This window comes from Pseudomonas beijingensis, from assembly GCF_030687295.1.
Taxonomy (GTDB): Bacteria; Pseudomonadota; Gammaproteobacteria; order Pseudomonadales; family Pseudomonadaceae; genus Aquipseudomonas; species Aquipseudomonas beijingensis.
In genome coordinates, this window is record NZ_CP117425.1 from 2,248,258 (window position 1) to 2,263,380 (window position 15,123).

Consider the following 15,123-nt stretch of genomic DNA (forward strand, 5'->3'; position numbering starts at 1 on the left):
CGATGGGTTTCAATCTTTCCGAATGGGCGCTGCGTAACCGCCAGATCGTACTGTTCCTGATGCTATTGCTGGCCATCGTCGGTGCGCTTTCCTACACCAAGCTTGGCCAGAGCGAAGACCCGCCATTCACCTTCAAGGCCATGGTCATTCGAACAGTGTGGCCGGGGGCGACGGCCGAGGAAGTGTCGCGCCAAGTCACCGAGCGTATCGAAAAGAAGCTGATGGAAACCGGCGATTACGAAAAGATCGTTTCGTTCTCCCGCCCGGGGGAATCCCAAGTGACTTTCGCGGCGCGCGACTCCATGCATTCGGCACAGATTCCCGAGCTGTGGTACCAACTGCGCAAGAAGATCGGCGATATCCGCCACACCTTGCCGCCGGATGTACAGGGCCCGTTCTTCAACGATGAATTCGGGACCACCTTCGGCAATATCTACGCGCTGACCGGCGAAGGGTTCGACTACGCCGTGCTCAAGGACTACGCCGATCGCATCCAGATCCAGCTGCAGCGGGTCAAGGACGTGGGCAAGGTCGAACTGATCGGTTTGCAGGACGAGAAAATCTGGATCGAACTGTCAAACGTGAAGCTGGCGACCCTTGGCCTGCCCTTGGCGGCTGTCCAGCAGGCCCTTGAAGAGCAAAACACGGTCTCCACCGCAGGCTTCTTCGAAACCGGCAGCGAGCGATTGCAGCTACGGGTTTCGGGGAATTTCCAGACCGTGGAAGAGATCCGCAGTTTCCCGATCCGGGTCGGTGATCGTACGTTCCGTATCAGCGACCTGGCGGACGTGCGCCGTGGTTTCAACGACCCGCCGGCGCCACGTATGCGCTTCATGGGCGAGGATGCCATCGGTCTGGCCGTGGCGATGAAGCAAGGCGGGGATATCCTGGTTCTGGGCAAGGCCCTTGAGGTCGACTTTGCTCGTATCCAGAACACCCTGCCGGCCGGCATGCAATTGCACAAGGTGTCGGACCAGCCGGCGGCGGTGAAGACCGGGGTCGGTGAGTTTGTCCAGGTGCTGGTGGAAGCGCTGACGATCGTATTGCTGGTGAGCTTCTTCTCCCTGGGGCTACGCACCGGGATGGTGGTGGCCCTGGCGATCCCGTTGGTGCTGGCGATGACGTTCGCCGCCATGTATTACCTGGGGATCGGCCTGCACAAGATTTCCCTCGGCGCGCTGGTATTGGCCCTGGGGCTGCTGGTGGACGACGCGATCATCGCGGTGGAGATGATGGCGATCAAGATGGAGCAGGGCTATGACCGGATCAAGGCCGCCAGTTTCGCCTGGACCAGCACCGCATTCCCGATGCTCACCGGTACGTTGATTACGGCGGCGGGCTTCCTGCCAATCGCCACCGCGCAATCGGGCACCGGCGAATACACCCGCTCGATTTTCCAGGTCGTGACCCTGGCGCTGGTCGCCTCCTGGGTGGCCGCCGTGGTGTTCGTGCCGTATCTGGGGGAAAAGCTCCTGCCGGACCTGGCGAAAATTCACGCGGCCAAACATGGCACGACTGACGGCCAGACCGACCCTTACGGCACGCCGTTTTACCAGCGTGTCCGGCGGATGGTGGAGTGGTGCGTGCGTCGGCGCAAAACCGTCATCCTGCTGACCGTGCTGTTGTTCGTCGGCTCTGTGGTGTTGTTCCGGTTCGTGCCGCAGCAGTTCTTCCCGGCATCGGGGCGGCTGGAGCTGATGGTCGACCTGAAACTGCAGGAAGGCGCATCCCTGAGCAACACCGCCGAGCAGGTCAAGCGCCTGGAAGCGCTGCTCAAGGACCATGCCGGCATCGACAACTATGTGGCCTACGTCGGCACCGGTTCACCGCGCTTCTACCTGCCGCTGGACCAACAACTGCCGGCCTCCAGCTTCGCCCAGTTCGTGGTGCTGGCCAAGACCATCGAAGACCGTGAGCCTTTGCGCAGTTGGTTGATCGCGACCCTGAACGAACAATTCCCGACCTTGCGCTCGAGGGTCACTCGCCTGGAAAACGGCCCGCCGGTCGGCTACCCGGTGCAGTTCCGCGTCACGGGTGAGCACATCGAAGAAGTCCGGGCCCTGGCGCGGAAAGTGGCGACGAAAGTTCGCGAAAACCCCTACGTGGTCAATGTTCACCTGGACTGGGAAGAGCCGAGCAAGGTGGTGTACCTGAACGTCGACCAGGACCGCGCCCGGGCCCTGGGCGTCAGCACCACCCACCTGGCGAGTTTCCTGCGCAGCTCTCTCACCGGCTCCAGCGTCAGCCAGTACCGGGAGGACAACGAACTGATCGAAATCCTGCTGCGCGGTACGGTGCATGAGCGCACCGAGCTGTCGTTGCTGCCGAGCCTGGCGGTGCCGACCGACAACGGCAAGAGCGTGGCCCTGTCGCAGATCGCGACCTTGGAGTACGGCTTCGAAGAGGGCGTGATCTGGCACCGCAACCGTCTGCCGAGCGTGACCGTACGGGCCGATATCTACGGCAAGGAACAGCCGGCGACCCTGGTGCAGCAGATTTTCCCGACCCTGGAGCCGATTCGTGCCGAACTGCCGGACGGTTACCTGCTGGAAGTGGGCGGTACGGTGGAGGATTCGGCCCGCGGCCAGAAATCGGTGAATGCCGGCGTGCCGTTGTTCATCGTGGTGGTGCTGACGTTGCTGATGCTGCAACTGCGCAGTTTCTCCCGCACGGCCATGGTGTTCCTCACCGCGCCCCTGGGGTTGATCGGCGTCACGCTGTTCCTGCTCGTGTTCCGTCAGCCGTTCGGTTTTGTCGCCATGCTCGGTACCATCGCGCTGTCGGGGATGATCATGCGCAACTCGGTGATCCTGGTGGACCAGATCGAACAGGACATCAAGGCCGGGCTGGCGCCTTGGCAGGCGATCATCGAAGCCACGGTTCGGCGCTTCCGCCCGATTGTGCTCACCGCATTGGCCGCGGTGCTGGCGATGATCCCGCTGTCGCGCAGCTTGTTCTTTGGCCCTATGGCTGTGGCGATCATGGGCGGCTTGATCGTGGCCACGGCGTTGACGCTGTTGTTCCTGCCGGCGTTGTATGCGGCGTGGTTCAGGGTCAAGAAAACCTGAGTCGATCCAGCGACCATCACCGATCCAATGTGGGAGCGAGCTTGCTCGCGATAGCGGTGTAACAGTCAACAAAGATGTTGAAGCTGATACAGCCATCGCGAGCAAGCTCGCTCCCACAGTTTTTATGAGGATCGTTCCCACGCGGAGCGTGGGAACGATCCTTAACTCAGAGGGTGCCGAAAACCTTCTTCGCCAAACTGGTCGCCGCAGCCGCCGGGTTCTGGCGAATGGTGGCTTCCTGCTTGCCGATCATCTCGAACAACCCGTCCAGCGCCTGCTCGGTCACGTAGTTTTCGATGTTGGCGCTCTTGGCGTCCAGCACGCCGAACGTCGCGGCCTGGCCGGCGAAGGCATTGTATTTCTGGGCCAGGCCGACCTTGTCGGTGGCTTGCTTGACGATGGGCAGAAACTTGGCGCGGATCTGCTCGCGGCTGCTCTTGTTCAGGTATTGAGTGGCCGAGTCGTTGCCGCCGCTGAGGATGCCCTTGGCATCGCTCACGCTCATGTTCTTCACGGCATTGACCAGAATCGGCTGGGCCTGGACCACGGCGGCTTCAGCAGCCTGGTTCATGCTGGTTTCCAGCTGATCGACCTGCTCACCCATGCCGAAGGCCTTCATCTTGCTGGCGACTTTGCCCAGCTTGCCTGGCAGCTCGATCTTCACCTCCGGGTTGTTGCTGAAGCCGCCGGGTGTACCCAGTTGCTTGACCGCCACCTGCGCACCTTGGGTCAAGGCGTCCTTGAGGCCACCGGTGGCATCTTGTTGCGACAGGTCGCCCAGGGACAGGGCCATGGCATTGGCGCAGATCAACAGGCCCGCGCACAGGCCGGTGAAACGGAGGGTAGAGCGGAGCATGATGGCGTCCTTGAAAAAAGTGGAAAACAGAATCAGCGTGCGGCGTTGACGCGGATCTTCAACGGCTGCGGATCCTTGCCATCGAGTTGCACGGCGTGCTGTTCAGTGGTGATGAACATCAACTGGCCGTCCACTTCGATGCGGGCGCTCACGGCATAACGATGGCCGGGCTTGACCTGGGCGGGATCATAACTGAGGTGGAACGGCAGCGGGACCTGGCCTTTGACCGGGCCGCTCTGCTCATCGAGCACTACCGCAGGGGCGTCGGCCATGGAAACGTCCTGCAGGCTCACGCTCAAGGTGGCGTTGGGCGGCAGGGCGATGCGTTGCAGGTAGAAGACTTCGCCGTCGAGGGACGCGGAGGGTGGGGTTGCCGATTGGCAAGCGGCCAGTAAGGCCATGGATGCAAGCAGAGCGAGTTTTTTCATGGGAAAGTACCTGGCTCATTGACGCCAGCCACACGCGGGCGTCAATGAGCATTTAGCGGGTTTGTGTTCAAGCATCGCGGCGTAACGTCGCGGCTCAGGAATCGAACGCGGGGGCTTGAACAGTTTCAGCCAGCGATGCTGGCGCCAGGCTCAGGGGGATGTCAACGTGTTGATCGCCGCCATCCCAGGTGAAAGTCTGTTTCGGTATCAAGGAAAAGAGCGGTATCGCCTCGGTACATTTGCGCCTTTACCGAGAGTTTCTCGCCTACGGACGCCGTCTCGGCACTGATCTGGAAGCGATACTGCCAAGGCTGCTGGAGTGGCCCCCTTGGCGCCATGTTGGAGCCCTGGCCGCCGCTGCTGCTGATCTGCATACCGTCGGCATTTCGAACACTGATTTCGGCACGGCCGGCTTCCGGAAGTTCATAGCCTTCGGGCAGTTGCAGGGTGAGGGTGATGATGTTCATGTTGAATTCCTTTTCAATACGTCGACATTGACGTGGGCCCATCCTAGAGGCCTGCTCCAAAGTTCTCTGTAGGTCTTTTCTTCGTTTGACGTCGCCTTAGCCTCTGCGCAGCGTCGGAGTACGCCTGGCGATTCACCCATCCACCCACCGGAACCGTTCCCTGTTCACGGTGAGTGATCGGCCAAGGTCAAATGTCCGGGCTGACGGCGACCTCCGCCGCATCTTCACTGCGATGCAACGCCACCTGGCGAATCGACAGGCGAATTTCCGCCGGCAGCACCCGCTTGGCCGCGCCTTCGGCCAGTTCGCCCAGGAGCTCGTGGTAGCTGAGTTTTCCGGCCTCGTCGCGGCGCAGCACATCCAGGTCCAGCATCGTCTGGATGAAGTGGCGGAACAGGCTCTTATCGAAGAATTCCGGCGCATTCAGGCCATGCAGGATCGACAGGCGCTGGGCCATGACGGTGCAGAGGTCTTCCAGTTCTTCGGCGCTGATGGTGTTCTGACCGCTGTTGAGCAGCAGCGAGACGGTCATGTAGAAGCGCTGCAAGGTCTGGGCAATGCTCTTCGACAGCAGGGTCAGCAGCACGAAGTGCCGCGAACTCGGCGCCGGCCGCAGGTACAGGTCGTTTTCGAAACGCAGCAGGCCTTGTTCGACGAATGCTTCGAGCCACTGGTCGACCACGCCGTCCAGTTCTTCCAGCGACCAGCGAATGAACAACTCCGATTGCAGGTACGGGTACAACGCGTGGGTGTAGCGCAGGATCTGTTCGCGGCTCATGCGCGAGCTGCTCTGGAAGAAGCTCGCCAGCAACGCCGGCAGGGCGAAGATGTGCAGTACGTTGTTGCGGTAGTAGGTCATCAGCACCGCGTTCTGCTCGTCCAGGTACAGAATCTTGCCCAAGGCATCGCTCTGTTCCGACAGCAGGTCCATGCCCTTCACGTGTTCGATCAGCGCTTGGCCATCGCCTTCGGGCAGGGTGGTGTGGGGCGAGTACGGGACTTTGCGCAGCAACGCCAGGTACAGGTCCAGCACCCGCGCCATGGCGCGGTCGTCCAGGGCCAGGCGGCTGGTGGACAGCAGCGCCAGGGCGACGAGGTTGACCGGGTTGATGGCCGCGGCTTCGTTCAGGTGCCGGGCCACGCGCTCGCCGAGGCGATGGGTGGTCGCGTTGAGCCAGGCCGGTTTGAATTGCGGGCCCAATTCCTGTTGGCGCCAACCGGGCTGTTCGCTGTCGAGGAATTCCGCCAGTTTGATCGGCTCGCCGAAGTTCACCGCCACCTGGCCGAAGCGCTGCTTGAGGGCGCCGATGACCTTGAAAATGTCGAAGATCGATTCTTTCTTCTTGCTGGCCCCGCGCAGCTCGCCCAGGTAGGTGCGGCCTTCCAGCACCCGCTCATAACCGATGTACACCGGCACGAAGACGATGGGCATGCGCGAGGAACGCAGGAAACTGCGCAAGGTGATGGCGAGCATGCCGGTCTTGGGTTGCAGCATGCGTCCGGTGCGCGAGCGACCGCCCTCGACGAAGTACTCCACCGGAAAGCCTTTGGTGAACAGTGTGTGCAGGTATTCATTGAACACGGCGGTGTAGAGCGGGTTGCCCTTGAAGGTGCGGCGCATGAAAAACGCCCCACCGCGGCGCAACAGGCCGCCAATCACCGGCATGTTGAGGTTGATGCCGGCGGCGATGTGCGGTGGCGTCAGGCCGTTGCGAAACAGCAGGTACGACAGCAGCAGGTAGTCGATGTGGCTGCGGTGGCACGGCACGTAGATGACTTCGTGGCCCTGGGCGACGTTCTGCACGCCTTCGATGTGGTTGACCTTGATGCCGTCGTAGATTTTGTTCCAGAACCAGCTCAGCACCACTTCCAGGAAACGGATCGCGGTGTAGGTGTAGTCCGAGGCGATCTCGTTGCCGTAGCGCAGGGCCTGGGCCTTGGCTTTTTCCGGGGAGATCTTTTCCCGCTCGGCTTCCTCGGCAATCGCTTGCTTGACCAGCGGCTGGTTCAACAAGCCCTTGACCAGGTTGCGTCGGTGGGAAATGTCCGGGCCGATGACCGCCGCTTTCAGATTGCGGAAGTGCACCCGCAGGATTCGCTGGGCCATGCGCACGGTGCGTTCGTGGCCCTTGTCGTGTTCGATCAGTTCGCGCAGGTGGATTGGTGCGGAGAATTGCACGCGAGTCTTGCGCCCCAGAATCATGATGCTCAACAGGCGACGCAAGCGCCCGGTGACGGCCCAGCTGTCGGCGAACAACAGCTTCCAGGGGCTGGATTCGCTGTCGGGCGACTGCCCCCAGAACACGCTGACCGGGATGATCTGGGCGTCTTCGGCGGCATTGTGGGTCAGGGCGTCGACCAGTCGCGTCAGGGTGGGCGGCGCGCCGCGCTTGTCCTGTCGCCCGATCCAGTCCGGCGCCGGCGTCAGGTAGAAAAACGCCGCCGGCTCCAGCAGGTTGCCCACGGACACCGGCAATACCGGACGGGGCAGGCCGGCCTTGGTGCATTCGGTATCGAGCACCGCCAGGTCGGTGAGCGAAGGATCTTGCAGGACGTAGAACACCGGACGACTGCGGTCGAGGTTGAGGGTAAAGGACGACTGGTTGATGGTCTCGGAGCGAACCCAGAGGTACAACAGTCGGCGCAGGGTGCCAAACACAAGACGGCGGAACGGGGAGCGGGTCATACGGCTTCTGCATGAGTGGATAAGATCAAGCGGCCGCTAGTGTGCCGGATTCGTCGAAAATCGGCAAAAAAGCGGCGAAGTAAAGTCAGTTGAGAGTTTTTGTGTCTGTCATATACTCGGCCAGTGACTGCCACGGCCTCCCTTATGGACGGCTGGACGGCAGCTAACGTTCGTACGGCTTTCCCTCGAAAAGCCGACTTAAAAATAAAAATGGGAGTGAGCATCATGGCAGCACGGGAAACCGGCAGTGTGAAGTGGTTCAACGACGCCAAAGGCTACGGCTTCATCCAGCGTGAAGGTGGGGCGGATGTGTTCGTGCATTACCGCGCCATCCGTGGCGAAGGCCACCGTTCACTGACCGAAGGCCAGCAGGTCGAGTACGCGGTGGTGGAAGGGCAGAAGGGCTTGCAGGCTGAGGATGTGGTGGGGTTGTAACCCCACGCCTGAAGCCCAGATAGATCCCTGTGGGAGCAAAGCTTGCTCGCGATAGTGATAGGTCAGCTTGCATCAATGTTGAATGTACTTCAGCCATCGCGAGCAAGCTTTGCTCCCACAGTGCCCCCACATTTGGATCTAGTCTGGACCTGAGACGGGTGTCACGCTGTCTTCCAGGTAATCTCCTCTTCCCCATCGGCGCTGATGCGAATCCAGCGATCCGCCGATTCTTCCCCTTCTTCCTCCACCCACGACCCAGGCGCGCAGCGCACTTCGACGTTCAGTGCGGCGAAGGCGGCGCGGGCGCAGGCGATGTCGTCTTCCCACGGGGTCTGGTCGCTTTCCAGGTACAGGCTGTTCCATTTGCCCACGGCTTTTGGCAGCCAGGTCACCGGGATGCTGCCGGCCTTGCACTTGTAGGTCTGGCCTTTCTGTACCCAGTCGCTGCACGGGCCCAGGGCTTGGCCGAGCCAGGCGGCGATGGCCTTGTGGTCGACGTCGGCGTCTTTGAGGTAAATCTCGATATCGGGTTGGCGCATGGATGTCCTCGCTGCGGTCTTGAAAAATCCATTCGCGGATTTAACTGGCCCCGAACGGTTGCCCGGGGCCCGGAATCAAAAAAGGTTATTGAAGAACGAAATAATCGTAGCGCATCGACACCGTGACCTCGAACGGCTCGGCCTGCTCGATCACGCTGGCGCGGCGTTCGGCGCTGGCGCGCCAGCCGTGGGGCGTCATGGCCAGCAGGTTGGCGCGGTCCTGGCCGTTGTCGAGGGTCAGCTTGAATTCGAGGGTTTCGCTGTGATCCAGCACCATGCCCGACGGCACCAGGGCCAGGTGCTTGTCGTCGGTGTATTCGCGCACTTCGTCATACAGGCGCTCGCGCAACTCCATCAGGTGGCCGGCGGTGGGGCCGACTTTCATCAGGCCGCCGCCGGGGCTGAGCAGGCGCTTGGCCTCCTGCCAGTCCAGCGGGCTGAACACGCTGGCCAGGAACTGGCAGCAACCGTCCGCCAACGGCACCCGCGCCATGCTGGCGATCAACCAGGTCAACTGCGGGTTGCGTTTGCAGGCGCGCTTGACCGCCTCGCGGGAAATGTCCAAGGCGTAGCCATCGGCATGGGGCAACGCCTCAGCGATCTGCGCGGTGTAGTAGCCCTCGCCACAGCCGATGTCCAGCCAGCGCCCAGGCGCGCGTTCGGCGGCCAGTTCCGCCAGGCGCCGGGCGACCGGGGCGTAGTGCCCGGCGTTGAGAAAATCGCGGCGGGCCTCGACCATGGCCTGGTTGTCGCCGGGGTCGCGGCTGTTCTTGTGCTGCACCGGCAGCAGGTTCAGGTAACCCTGGCGCGCGCGGTCGAAGCGATGGCCGGCCGGGCACACACCACGCCGTTGTCCACCGCGTTCAGCGGTTCACTGCAGATCGGGCAGGCAAGCATCAGGCGAGCAACTTGATCAGCGTCTTGTAGTAGATCTCGGTCAGCACGTCGAGATCGGCCGCCAGCACGCGCTCGTTGACCTGGTGGATGGTCGCGTTGACCGGCCCCAGTTCCACGACTTGCGTGCCCATGGTGGCGATGAAGCGACCATCGGAGGTGCCGCCGCTGGTGGACGCCTGGGTCTCGCGCCCGGTGACGTCCCGGATGCTCGACGACACCGCATCGAGCAGTGCACCCGGCTCGGTGAGGAACGGCAGGCCGGACAAGGCCCAGTCGATGTGCCAGTCCAGTTGATGCTTGTCGAGGATGTCGGCGACGCGCTGTTGCAGGCCTTCGACAGTGGACTCGGTGGAGAAGCGGAAATTGAACACCGCCTCCAAGTCACCCCGGGATCACGTTGGTGGCGCCGGTGCCGGAATTGAGGTTGGAGATCTGGAAGCTGGTCGGCGGGAAGAAGTCGTTGCCGTGGTCCCAATGCTCGGCGGCCAATTCAGCCAAGGCGGGCGCGGCAAGGTGGATCGGGTTCTTCGCCAGGTGTGGATAAGCCACGTGGCCTTGCTTGCCGCGCACGGTCAGTTTGGCGCCGAGGGAACCACGACGGCCGTTCTTGACCACATCGCCCACCAAGGTGGTGCTCGACGGTTCGCCGACGATGCACCAGTCCAGTCGCTCCTGGCGGGCCTTGAGGCGTTCGACCACGGCTTTGGTGCCGTGGTGGGCCGGGCCTTCTTCATCGCTGGTGATCAGGAAGGTCAGCGAACCTTTGTGGTCCGGGTAATCGGCGACGAACCGTTCGGCCGCCACCACCATTGCCGCCAGGCTGCCTTTCATGTCTGCTGCGCCACGGCCACAGAGCATGCCTTGCTCATCAATGACCGCATCGAACGGGTCGAGCTGCCAGGCCTGCACCGGGCCGGTCGGCACCACGTCGGTGTGCCCGGCGAAGCACAGCACCGGGCCGTCCTGCTTGCCATGGCTGGCCCAGAAGTTATCCACATCCTCGATGCGCATCGGCTCGAGCGTAAAGCCCGCGTTGCCCAGGCGCTGCATCATCAATTTCTGGCAATCGGCATCCACCGGCGTCACCGACGGACGGCGGATCAGGTCGCAGGCGAGTTGCAGGGTCGGCGAGAGGTCGGCGTGGGCCGTCATGGAAAACTCCGGAAAGCTGGAAAGGAGATCACAGTCCATGTGGGCGCGGGCTTGCTCGCGAAGCTTTTAGCGTCAGTGATGACGCCTTCGCGAGCAAGCCCGCTCCCACAGGTCCTGAGTGCGACCGTTGAATTGTATTCGGTCGAGGCTTACAAAATGGCGGTTATCTTATAGCAAAACGACCACCATGGGCCCTGGTGCTGGTCAGTTGGAACACAAATCCTGTGGGAGCGCGCTTGCTCGCGATGGCGGTGGATCAGTCGATACTCTATTGACTGGGCTGACGCCATCGCGAGCAAGCTCGCTCCCACAAGGGGAAATTGGTCGGATTCATTTCGCGATCGGCTCGAATTGCCGCGGCAAAGCCCTATAATGCGCGCCGGTTTTTGGGGTAATGGTCATGAGTACAGAAGATCCACGGTTTGCCGGCATCGCCCGTTTGTATGGCATCGAAGGCCTGGAGCGCCTGCGGGCGGCCCATGTGGCGATTGTCGGCGTCGGCGGTGTCGGTTCCTGGGCGGCGGAAGCCATTGCCCGTTGCGGCGTGGGCGAGATTTCGCTGTTCGACCTGGATGATGTCTGCGTCAGCAACGCCAACCGTCAGTTGCACGCCCTGGACAGCACCGTCGGCAAGCCCAAGGTCGAGGTGATGGCCGAGCGGCTGCGGGGGATCAACCCCGACTGCACCGTGCACGCGGTGGCCGACTTCGTCACCCGCGACACCATGGCCGAGTACATCACGCCGAACATCGACTGCGTGATCGACTGCATCGACAGCGTCAACGCCAAGGCTGCGCTGATCGCCTGGTGCAAGCGCCGCAAGATCCAGATCATCACCACCGGCGGTGCGGGCGGGCAGATCGACCCGACGCTGATCCAGGTCTGCGACCTCAACCGTACGTTCAACGATCCGCTGGCCTCTAAGGTGCGCTCCACTCTGCGCCGGGACTACGGCTTCTCCCGCACCGTGACCCGTCACTACAGCGTGCCTTGCGTGTTCTCCAGCGAACAGCTGCGCTATCCGAAGCCGGACGGCAGCATTTGCCTGCAGAAGAGTTTTGTCGGCGACGGCGTCAAGCTCGACTGCGCCGGTGGGTTCGGCGCGGTGATGATGGTCACGGCGACGTTCGGCATGGTCGCGGCGACCAAGGCTGTGGATAAGATCGTGGCGGGTGTGCGGCGGCCGGCGGATAGGGCCAAGCCTCAGGTTTGAGGGTGGGGCAGATGGCCTCATCGCGAGCAAGCTCGCTCCCACATTGGATCTCATGGAACACAAATTTTGTGTACGACACAAATCCTCTGTGGGAGCGAGCTTGCTCGCGATGGCGATTATTCAGTCAACTCAAACATCCGCTGCAACACCGCATTCAAGCCATTGCTACGCGACGGTGACAGCTGCCGCGACAATCCCAACTGATTGAACCAATCCGGCAAATCCACCTGCTGCAACTCGTCAGCGGACAATCCGTTGACCCGCGCCAGCAGCAACGCCACCAACCCACGGATCAACCGCGCATCGCTGCTGGCGGAAAACTTCCAGTGCCCGTCATGCAAGCGACCCACCAACCACACCTGGCTTTCACAGCCGTGGACGAGGTTGGCTTCGCACTTGTCCTCGTCGCTCAGGGGCGGCAGGCGTTCGCCCCATTGCATCAGCAATCGGGCGCGTTGTTCCCAGCCGGAGGCGTCCTGGAAAATCTGCAGCGCGGCGACGGCATCGGCAGGCAGGTTCATCGGAGCATCTCCAAGGCCTGGTCCAAGGCCTCGAAGAACCGTTCGAGGTCGGCAGAGTCGTTGTACAGCGCCAGCGACACCCGAATCGCCCCGGACAGCTTCAAGTGCTTGAACAACGGCATCGCGCAGTGATGCCCGGCGCGCACGGCGATGCCTTGCTCGGTCAGCAGGTGCGCCAGGTCGGCGTTGTGGATGCCTTCGACCACGAAGCTGACCAGGGCCAGGCGCGGGTTGCCCACCAGGCGCACGCCGTTGCGGGCCAACAGGCCATGGAACAGGTAGTCATGCAACGCCGCCTCATGGTCGATGACCGCCTGCGGGTCGAGGTCGGACAGGTAATCCAGAGTTGCGCCCAACCCGATCACGCTGGCAATCGGCGGCGTGCCGGCTTCGAAGCCCAACGGCGCTGGCCGGAAGGTGGCGCTGTGGTAATCGGCCTGTTGCACCATTTCGCCGCCGAACTGCCAATGGCGCAGGTGGCCGAGGGCTTCGGTACGGCCAAACAGCACACCCAGCCCGTCGGGGCCGTAGAGTTTGTGGCTGGAAAACACGTAAAAGTCGCAGCCCAGCGCCTCCACGTCGTGGCGGCCGTGGACCACGCCTTGGGCACCGTCGATTACCGTTAGCGCGCTTTGGGCCTTGGCCAGGGCCAGCAGCGCCGGCACGGGCTGCCAGGCCCCCAGCACATTGGATAACTGGCTCACTGCCAGCAAGCGCGTACGCGGGCCGATCAGCTCGGCGGCGGCGCCTGCATCGATCACGCCGTCGGCATCCAGTGGCAACACCACCAGGGTCAACGAACGGCGCTCGGCCAGTTGCTGCCACGGCAGCAGGTTGGCGTGGTGTTCCAGGGCGCTGATGACGATCTCATCGCCCGGGTTGAATAGATGTTCCAGCCCATAGGCCAGCAGGTTCAGCGCCGAAGTGGCGCCGTGGGTGAAGACGATTTGCCCGCAGTTTCCGGCATTGAGCCATTGCGAGACCTTGAGACGGCTGTCCTCGAACGCCTGGGTGGCATGGGCGCCCGGCAAATGTTGCGCACGGTGCACGTTGGCCGCGCCGTTGGCGTAGTAGTGCGTCAGGGCGTCCAGCAGGGCTTGGGGCTTTTGCGTGGTGGCGGCGCTGTCCAGATAGGTCTGGCCTTGCCGTTGCAGGGCGGCGATGGCCGGGAAATCGGCACGCCAGGGGGATTGGATCAACATGCTTTCGGGCCCTGCTGGAATGACGCCGGCCCCCGTGAGGGCGGGCTTTTTTTTGTGGGAGCCGAGCTTGCTCGCGATGAACGATGACGCGGTCTTGCAGTAAAACCGTGTCGCTGCCATCGCGAGCAAGCTCGGCTCCCACAAAAAAGCCCGCTCCCACAGGTGGTGGTGTGAAGCTTAGTTGTGAGCGTGCAGCGCTTCGTTCAGCTCGATGGCCGACTTGTGCGTCTTGCATTCCACCGCGCCGGTCTCGGAGTTGCGGCGGAACAACAGGTCAGGCTGGCCGGCCAGGTCGCGGGCCTTGACCACTTTGACCAGTTGGTTGTTTTCGTCCAGCAGCTTCACTTTGGTGCCGGCGGTCACATACAGGCCCGACTCCACGGTGTTGCGGTCGCCCAGCGGGATACCGATGCCGGCGTTGGCGCCGATCAGGCAGCCTTCGCCAACCTTGATCACGATGTTGCCGCCGCCCGACAGGGTGCCCATGGTCGAGCAACCGCCGCCCAGGTCCGAACCCTTGCCGACGAATACGCCCGCCGAGACTCGGCCTTCGATCATGCCCGGGCCTTCGGTGCCGGCGTTGAAGTTGACGAAACCTTCGTGCATCACGGTGGTGCCTTCGCCCACGTAGGCGCCCAGGCGGACCCGCGCGGCATCGGCGATACGCACACCGGCCGGAACCACGTAGTCGGTCATTTTCGGGAACTTGTCCACGGAGAACACTTCCAGCAACTCGCCACGCAGGCGGGCTTCGAGCTGGTGCTCGGCCAGTTCGCTCAGGTCGATCGCGCCCTGGCTGGTCCAGGCCACGTTCGGCAGCAGTGGGAAAATGCCGGCCAGGTTCAGGCCGTGGGGCTTGACCAGGCGATGGGACAGCAGGTGCAGCTTGAGGTAGGCCTCAGGGGTGGAGCTCAGTTGGGCGTCTTCGGCCAGCAGGGTGGCGACCAGCGGCTTGTGACTTTCAGCCAGGCGGGTCAGTAGAGCGGCTTGCGCGGCATCGACGCCCTTGAGGGCTTCGGCCAGTTGCGAGGCCTGGGCGGTGGTGAAGGTGATGGCCTGGTTGCCTTCGCTGTAGCCAAGGATCGGCGCGATAGCGGCAACGATCTCAGCCGACGGCTTGAGCAGCGGCTGTGCGTAGAACACCTCCAGCCAGGCGCCTTCACGGTTTTGGGTGCCGACGCCGAAGGCCAGGCTGAACAGGGTAGTGGACATGAAATTACCTCTACAAAATGGACTGGGCAGGCTTACTTGATCTCTGCCGCATAAATATCTGGCTTGAAGCCAATCAGGGTTCGGTCACCGAGGTCAAGCACCGGGCGCTTGATCATCGAGGGTTGGGCGAGCATCAGTTCGATGGCTTTCGTCTGGTCGAGATCGGCTTTGCGTTCGTCGTCGAGTTTGCGAAAGGTCGTACCGGCACGGTTCAACACCACCTGCCAGCCATGCTCGTTGCACCATTGGGTCAGGTGCTCACGGTCGATGCCGGCAGTTTTGTAATCGTGAAAGTCATAGCGCACCGCGTGATCATCGAGCCAGGTGCGCGCCTTTTTCATCGTGTCACAGGCTTTGATGCCGAAAAGCTGTAAGTGCTTGTTTTCCTTGGGCATGAATGCTCCCCCAAAACGTTCCCGGTATCGTCCTGAAAATCAGCGGACGATT

The 15,123-nt window shown here is 62.4% G+C and carries 12 protein-coding genes and 2 pseudogenes; 3 read left to right on the forward strand and 11 right to left on the reverse strand.

Annotated elements, in window-relative coordinates; genetic code table 11:
- The first annotated feature begins 2 nt into the window (after nt 1-2).
- Entirely contained in the window at nt 3-3,068 is a 3,066-nt protein-coding gene (locus PSH84_RS10120; protein WP_305482800.1) for an efflux RND transporter permease subunit, read from the forward strand.
- A gap of 166 nt (nt 3,069-3,234) precedes the next feature.
- Here PSH84_RS10120 and PSH84_RS10125 read toward each other — a convergent pair whose 3' ends face one another.
- The 4 genes from PSH84_RS10125 to plsB all read right to left on the reverse strand — a co-directional run bounded on the left by PSH84_RS10125 (nt 3,235) and on the right by plsB (nt 7,505).
- Nucleotides 3,235-3,924, reverse strand: coding sequence for a DUF4197 domain-containing protein (locus tag PSH84_RS10125; RefSeq protein ID WP_122568726.1), 690 nt, complete (start codon nt 3,922-3,924; stop codon nt 3,235-3,237).
- Between the two features lie 32 nt (nt 3,925-3,956).
- Nucleotides 3,957-4,352, reverse strand: a complete 396-nt coding sequence (locus PSH84_RS10130; protein ID WP_122568725.1) for a YbaY family lipoprotein — start codon at nt 4,350-4,352, stop codon at nt 3,957-3,959.
- 161 nt (nt 4,353-4,513) lie between these two features.
- Complete coding sequence (locus tag PSH84_RS10135) at nt 4,514-4,819, reverse strand: hypothetical protein (protein WP_305482801.1); 306 nt, start codon at nt 4,817-4,819, stop codon at nt 4,514-4,516.
- Nucleotides 4,820-5,006: 187 nt separating this feature from the next.
- Nucleotides 5,007-7,505, reverse strand: coding sequence for a glycerol-3-phosphate 1-O-acyltransferase PlsB (gene plsB, locus PSH84_RS10140; RefSeq protein WP_305469906.1), 2,499 nt, complete (start codon nt 7,503-7,505; stop codon nt 5,007-5,009).
- A 225-nt stretch (nt 7,506-7,730) separates the two neighbouring features.
- On the opposite strand from plsB, the gene PSH84_RS10145 reads away from it, so the two are divergent.
- Nucleotides 7,731-7,940 carry a cold shock domain-containing protein gene (locus PSH84_RS10145; RefSeq protein ID WP_003198198.1) on the forward strand — a complete coding sequence of 70 codons (210 nt, stop codon included), beginning with the start codon at nt 7,731-7,733 and terminating at the stop codon, nt 7,938-7,940.
- 161 nt (nt 7,941-8,101) lie between these two features.
- On the opposite strand, the gene PSH84_RS10150 is transcribed toward PSH84_RS10145, so the two are convergent.
- The 3 genes and pseudogenes from PSH84_RS10150 to dapE all read right to left on the reverse strand — a co-directional run bounded on the left by PSH84_RS10150 (nt 8,102) and on the right by dapE (nt 10,528).
- Nucleotides 8,102-8,479, reverse strand: a complete 378-nt coding sequence (locus tag PSH84_RS10150) for a hypothetical protein (protein WP_053182357.1) — start codon at nt 8,477-8,479, stop codon at nt 8,102-8,104.
- Nucleotides 8,480-8,564: 85 nt separating this feature from the next.
- Nucleotides 8,565-9,376, reverse strand: a pseudogene (locus tag PSH84_RS10155) (putative RNA methyltransferase).
- A pseudogene (gene dapE, locus PSH84_RS10160) lies at nt 9,376-10,528 on the reverse strand (succinyl-diaminopimelate desuccinylase). The pseudogenes PSH84_RS10155 and dapE overlap by 1 nt, the downstream one beginning before the upstream one ends.
- A 400-nt stretch (nt 10,529-10,928) precedes the next feature.
- Between dapE and tcdA the strand changes: the two are divergent.
- Complete coding sequence (gene tcdA / locus PSH84_RS10165) at nt 10,929-11,741, forward strand: tRNA cyclic N6-threonylcarbamoyladenosine(37) synthase TcdA (RefSeq protein ID WP_305482803.1); 813 nt, start codon at nt 10,929-10,931, stop codon at nt 11,739-11,741.
- A 116-nt stretch (nt 11,742-11,857) separates the two neighbouring features.
- Here the strand turns inward: tcdA and PSH84_RS10170 are convergent, their stop codons facing one another.
- From PSH84_RS10170 to PSH84_RS10185, 4 genes are all read right to left on the reverse strand, one after another.
- Nucleotides 11,858-12,262: a SufE family protein gene (locus PSH84_RS10170; RefSeq protein WP_305482804.1), complete on the reverse strand. Its 405-nt coding sequence runs from the start codon at nt 12,260-12,262 to the stop codon at nt 11,858-11,860.
- The gene (locus tag PSH84_RS10175) at nt 12,259-13,464 is read right to left on the reverse strand and encodes an aminotransferase class V-fold PLP-dependent enzyme (protein ID WP_305482806.1); all 1,206 of its coding nucleotides are present in this window, start codon (nt 13,462-13,464) and stop codon (nt 12,259-12,261) included. The genes PSH84_RS10170 and PSH84_RS10175 overlap by 4 nt, the downstream gene beginning before the upstream one ends.
- A gap of 177 nt (nt 13,465-13,641) precedes the next feature.
- Nucleotides 13,642-14,676, reverse strand: coding sequence for a 2,3,4,5-tetrahydropyridine-2,6-dicarboxylate N-succinyltransferase (gene dapD / locus PSH84_RS10180; protein WP_305469914.1), 1,035 nt, complete (start codon nt 14,674-14,676; stop codon nt 13,642-13,644).
- Nucleotides 14,677-14,708: 32 nt separating this feature from the next.
- Nucleotides 14,709-15,071 (reverse strand): ArsC family reductase, encoded by a 363-nt coding sequence (locus PSH84_RS10185; protein WP_122565478.1) that lies wholly within the window; start codon nt 15,069-15,071, stop codon nt 14,709-14,711.
- Between the last annotated feature and the right edge of the window lie 52 nt (nt 15,072-15,123).

Coding starts and splice junctions, on each gene's coding strand:
- PSH84_RS10120 (WP_305482800.1), top strand. CDS start 3: ATGGGTTTCAATCTTTCCGAATGGGCGCTGCGTAACCGCCAGATCGTA.
- PSH84_RS10125 (WP_122568726.1), bottom strand. CDS start 3,924: ATGCTCCGCTCTACCCTCCGTTTCACCGGCCTGTGCGCGGGCCTGTTG.
- PSH84_RS10130 (WP_122568725.1), bottom strand. CDS start 4,352: ATGAAAAAACTCGCTCTGCTTGCATCCATGGCCTTACTGGCCGCTTGC.
- PSH84_RS10135 (WP_305482801.1), bottom strand. CDS start 4,819: ATGAACATCATCACCCTCACCCTGCAACTGCCCGAAGGCTATGAACTT.
- plsB (WP_305469906.1), bottom strand. CDS start 7,505: ATGACCCGCTCCCCGTTCCGCCGTCTTGTGTTTGGCACCCTGCGCCGA.
- PSH84_RS10145 (WP_003198198.1), top strand. CDS start 7,731: ATGGCAGCACGGGAAACCGGCAGTGTGAAGTGGTTCAACGACGCCAAA.
- PSH84_RS10150 (WP_053182357.1), bottom strand. CDS start 8,479: ATGCGCCAACCCGATATCGAGATTTACCTCAAAGACGCCGACGTCGAC.
- tcdA (WP_305482803.1), top strand. CDS start 10,929: ATGAGTACAGAAGATCCACGGTTTGCCGGCATCGCCCGTTTGTATGGC.
- PSH84_RS10170 (WP_305482804.1), bottom strand. CDS start 12,262: ATGAACCTGCCTGCCGATGCCGTCGCCGCGCTGCAGATTTTCCAGGAC.
- PSH84_RS10175 (WP_305482806.1), bottom strand. CDS start 13,464: ATGTTGATCCAATCCCCCTGGCGTGCCGATTTCCCGGCCATCGCCGCC.
- dapD (WP_305469914.1), bottom strand. CDS start 14,676: ATGTCCACTACCCTGTTCAGCCTGGCCTTCGGCGTCGGCACCCAAAAC.
- PSH84_RS10185 (WP_122565478.1), bottom strand. CDS start 15,071: ATGCCCAAGGAAAACAAGCACTTACAGCTTTTCGGCATCAAAGCCTGT.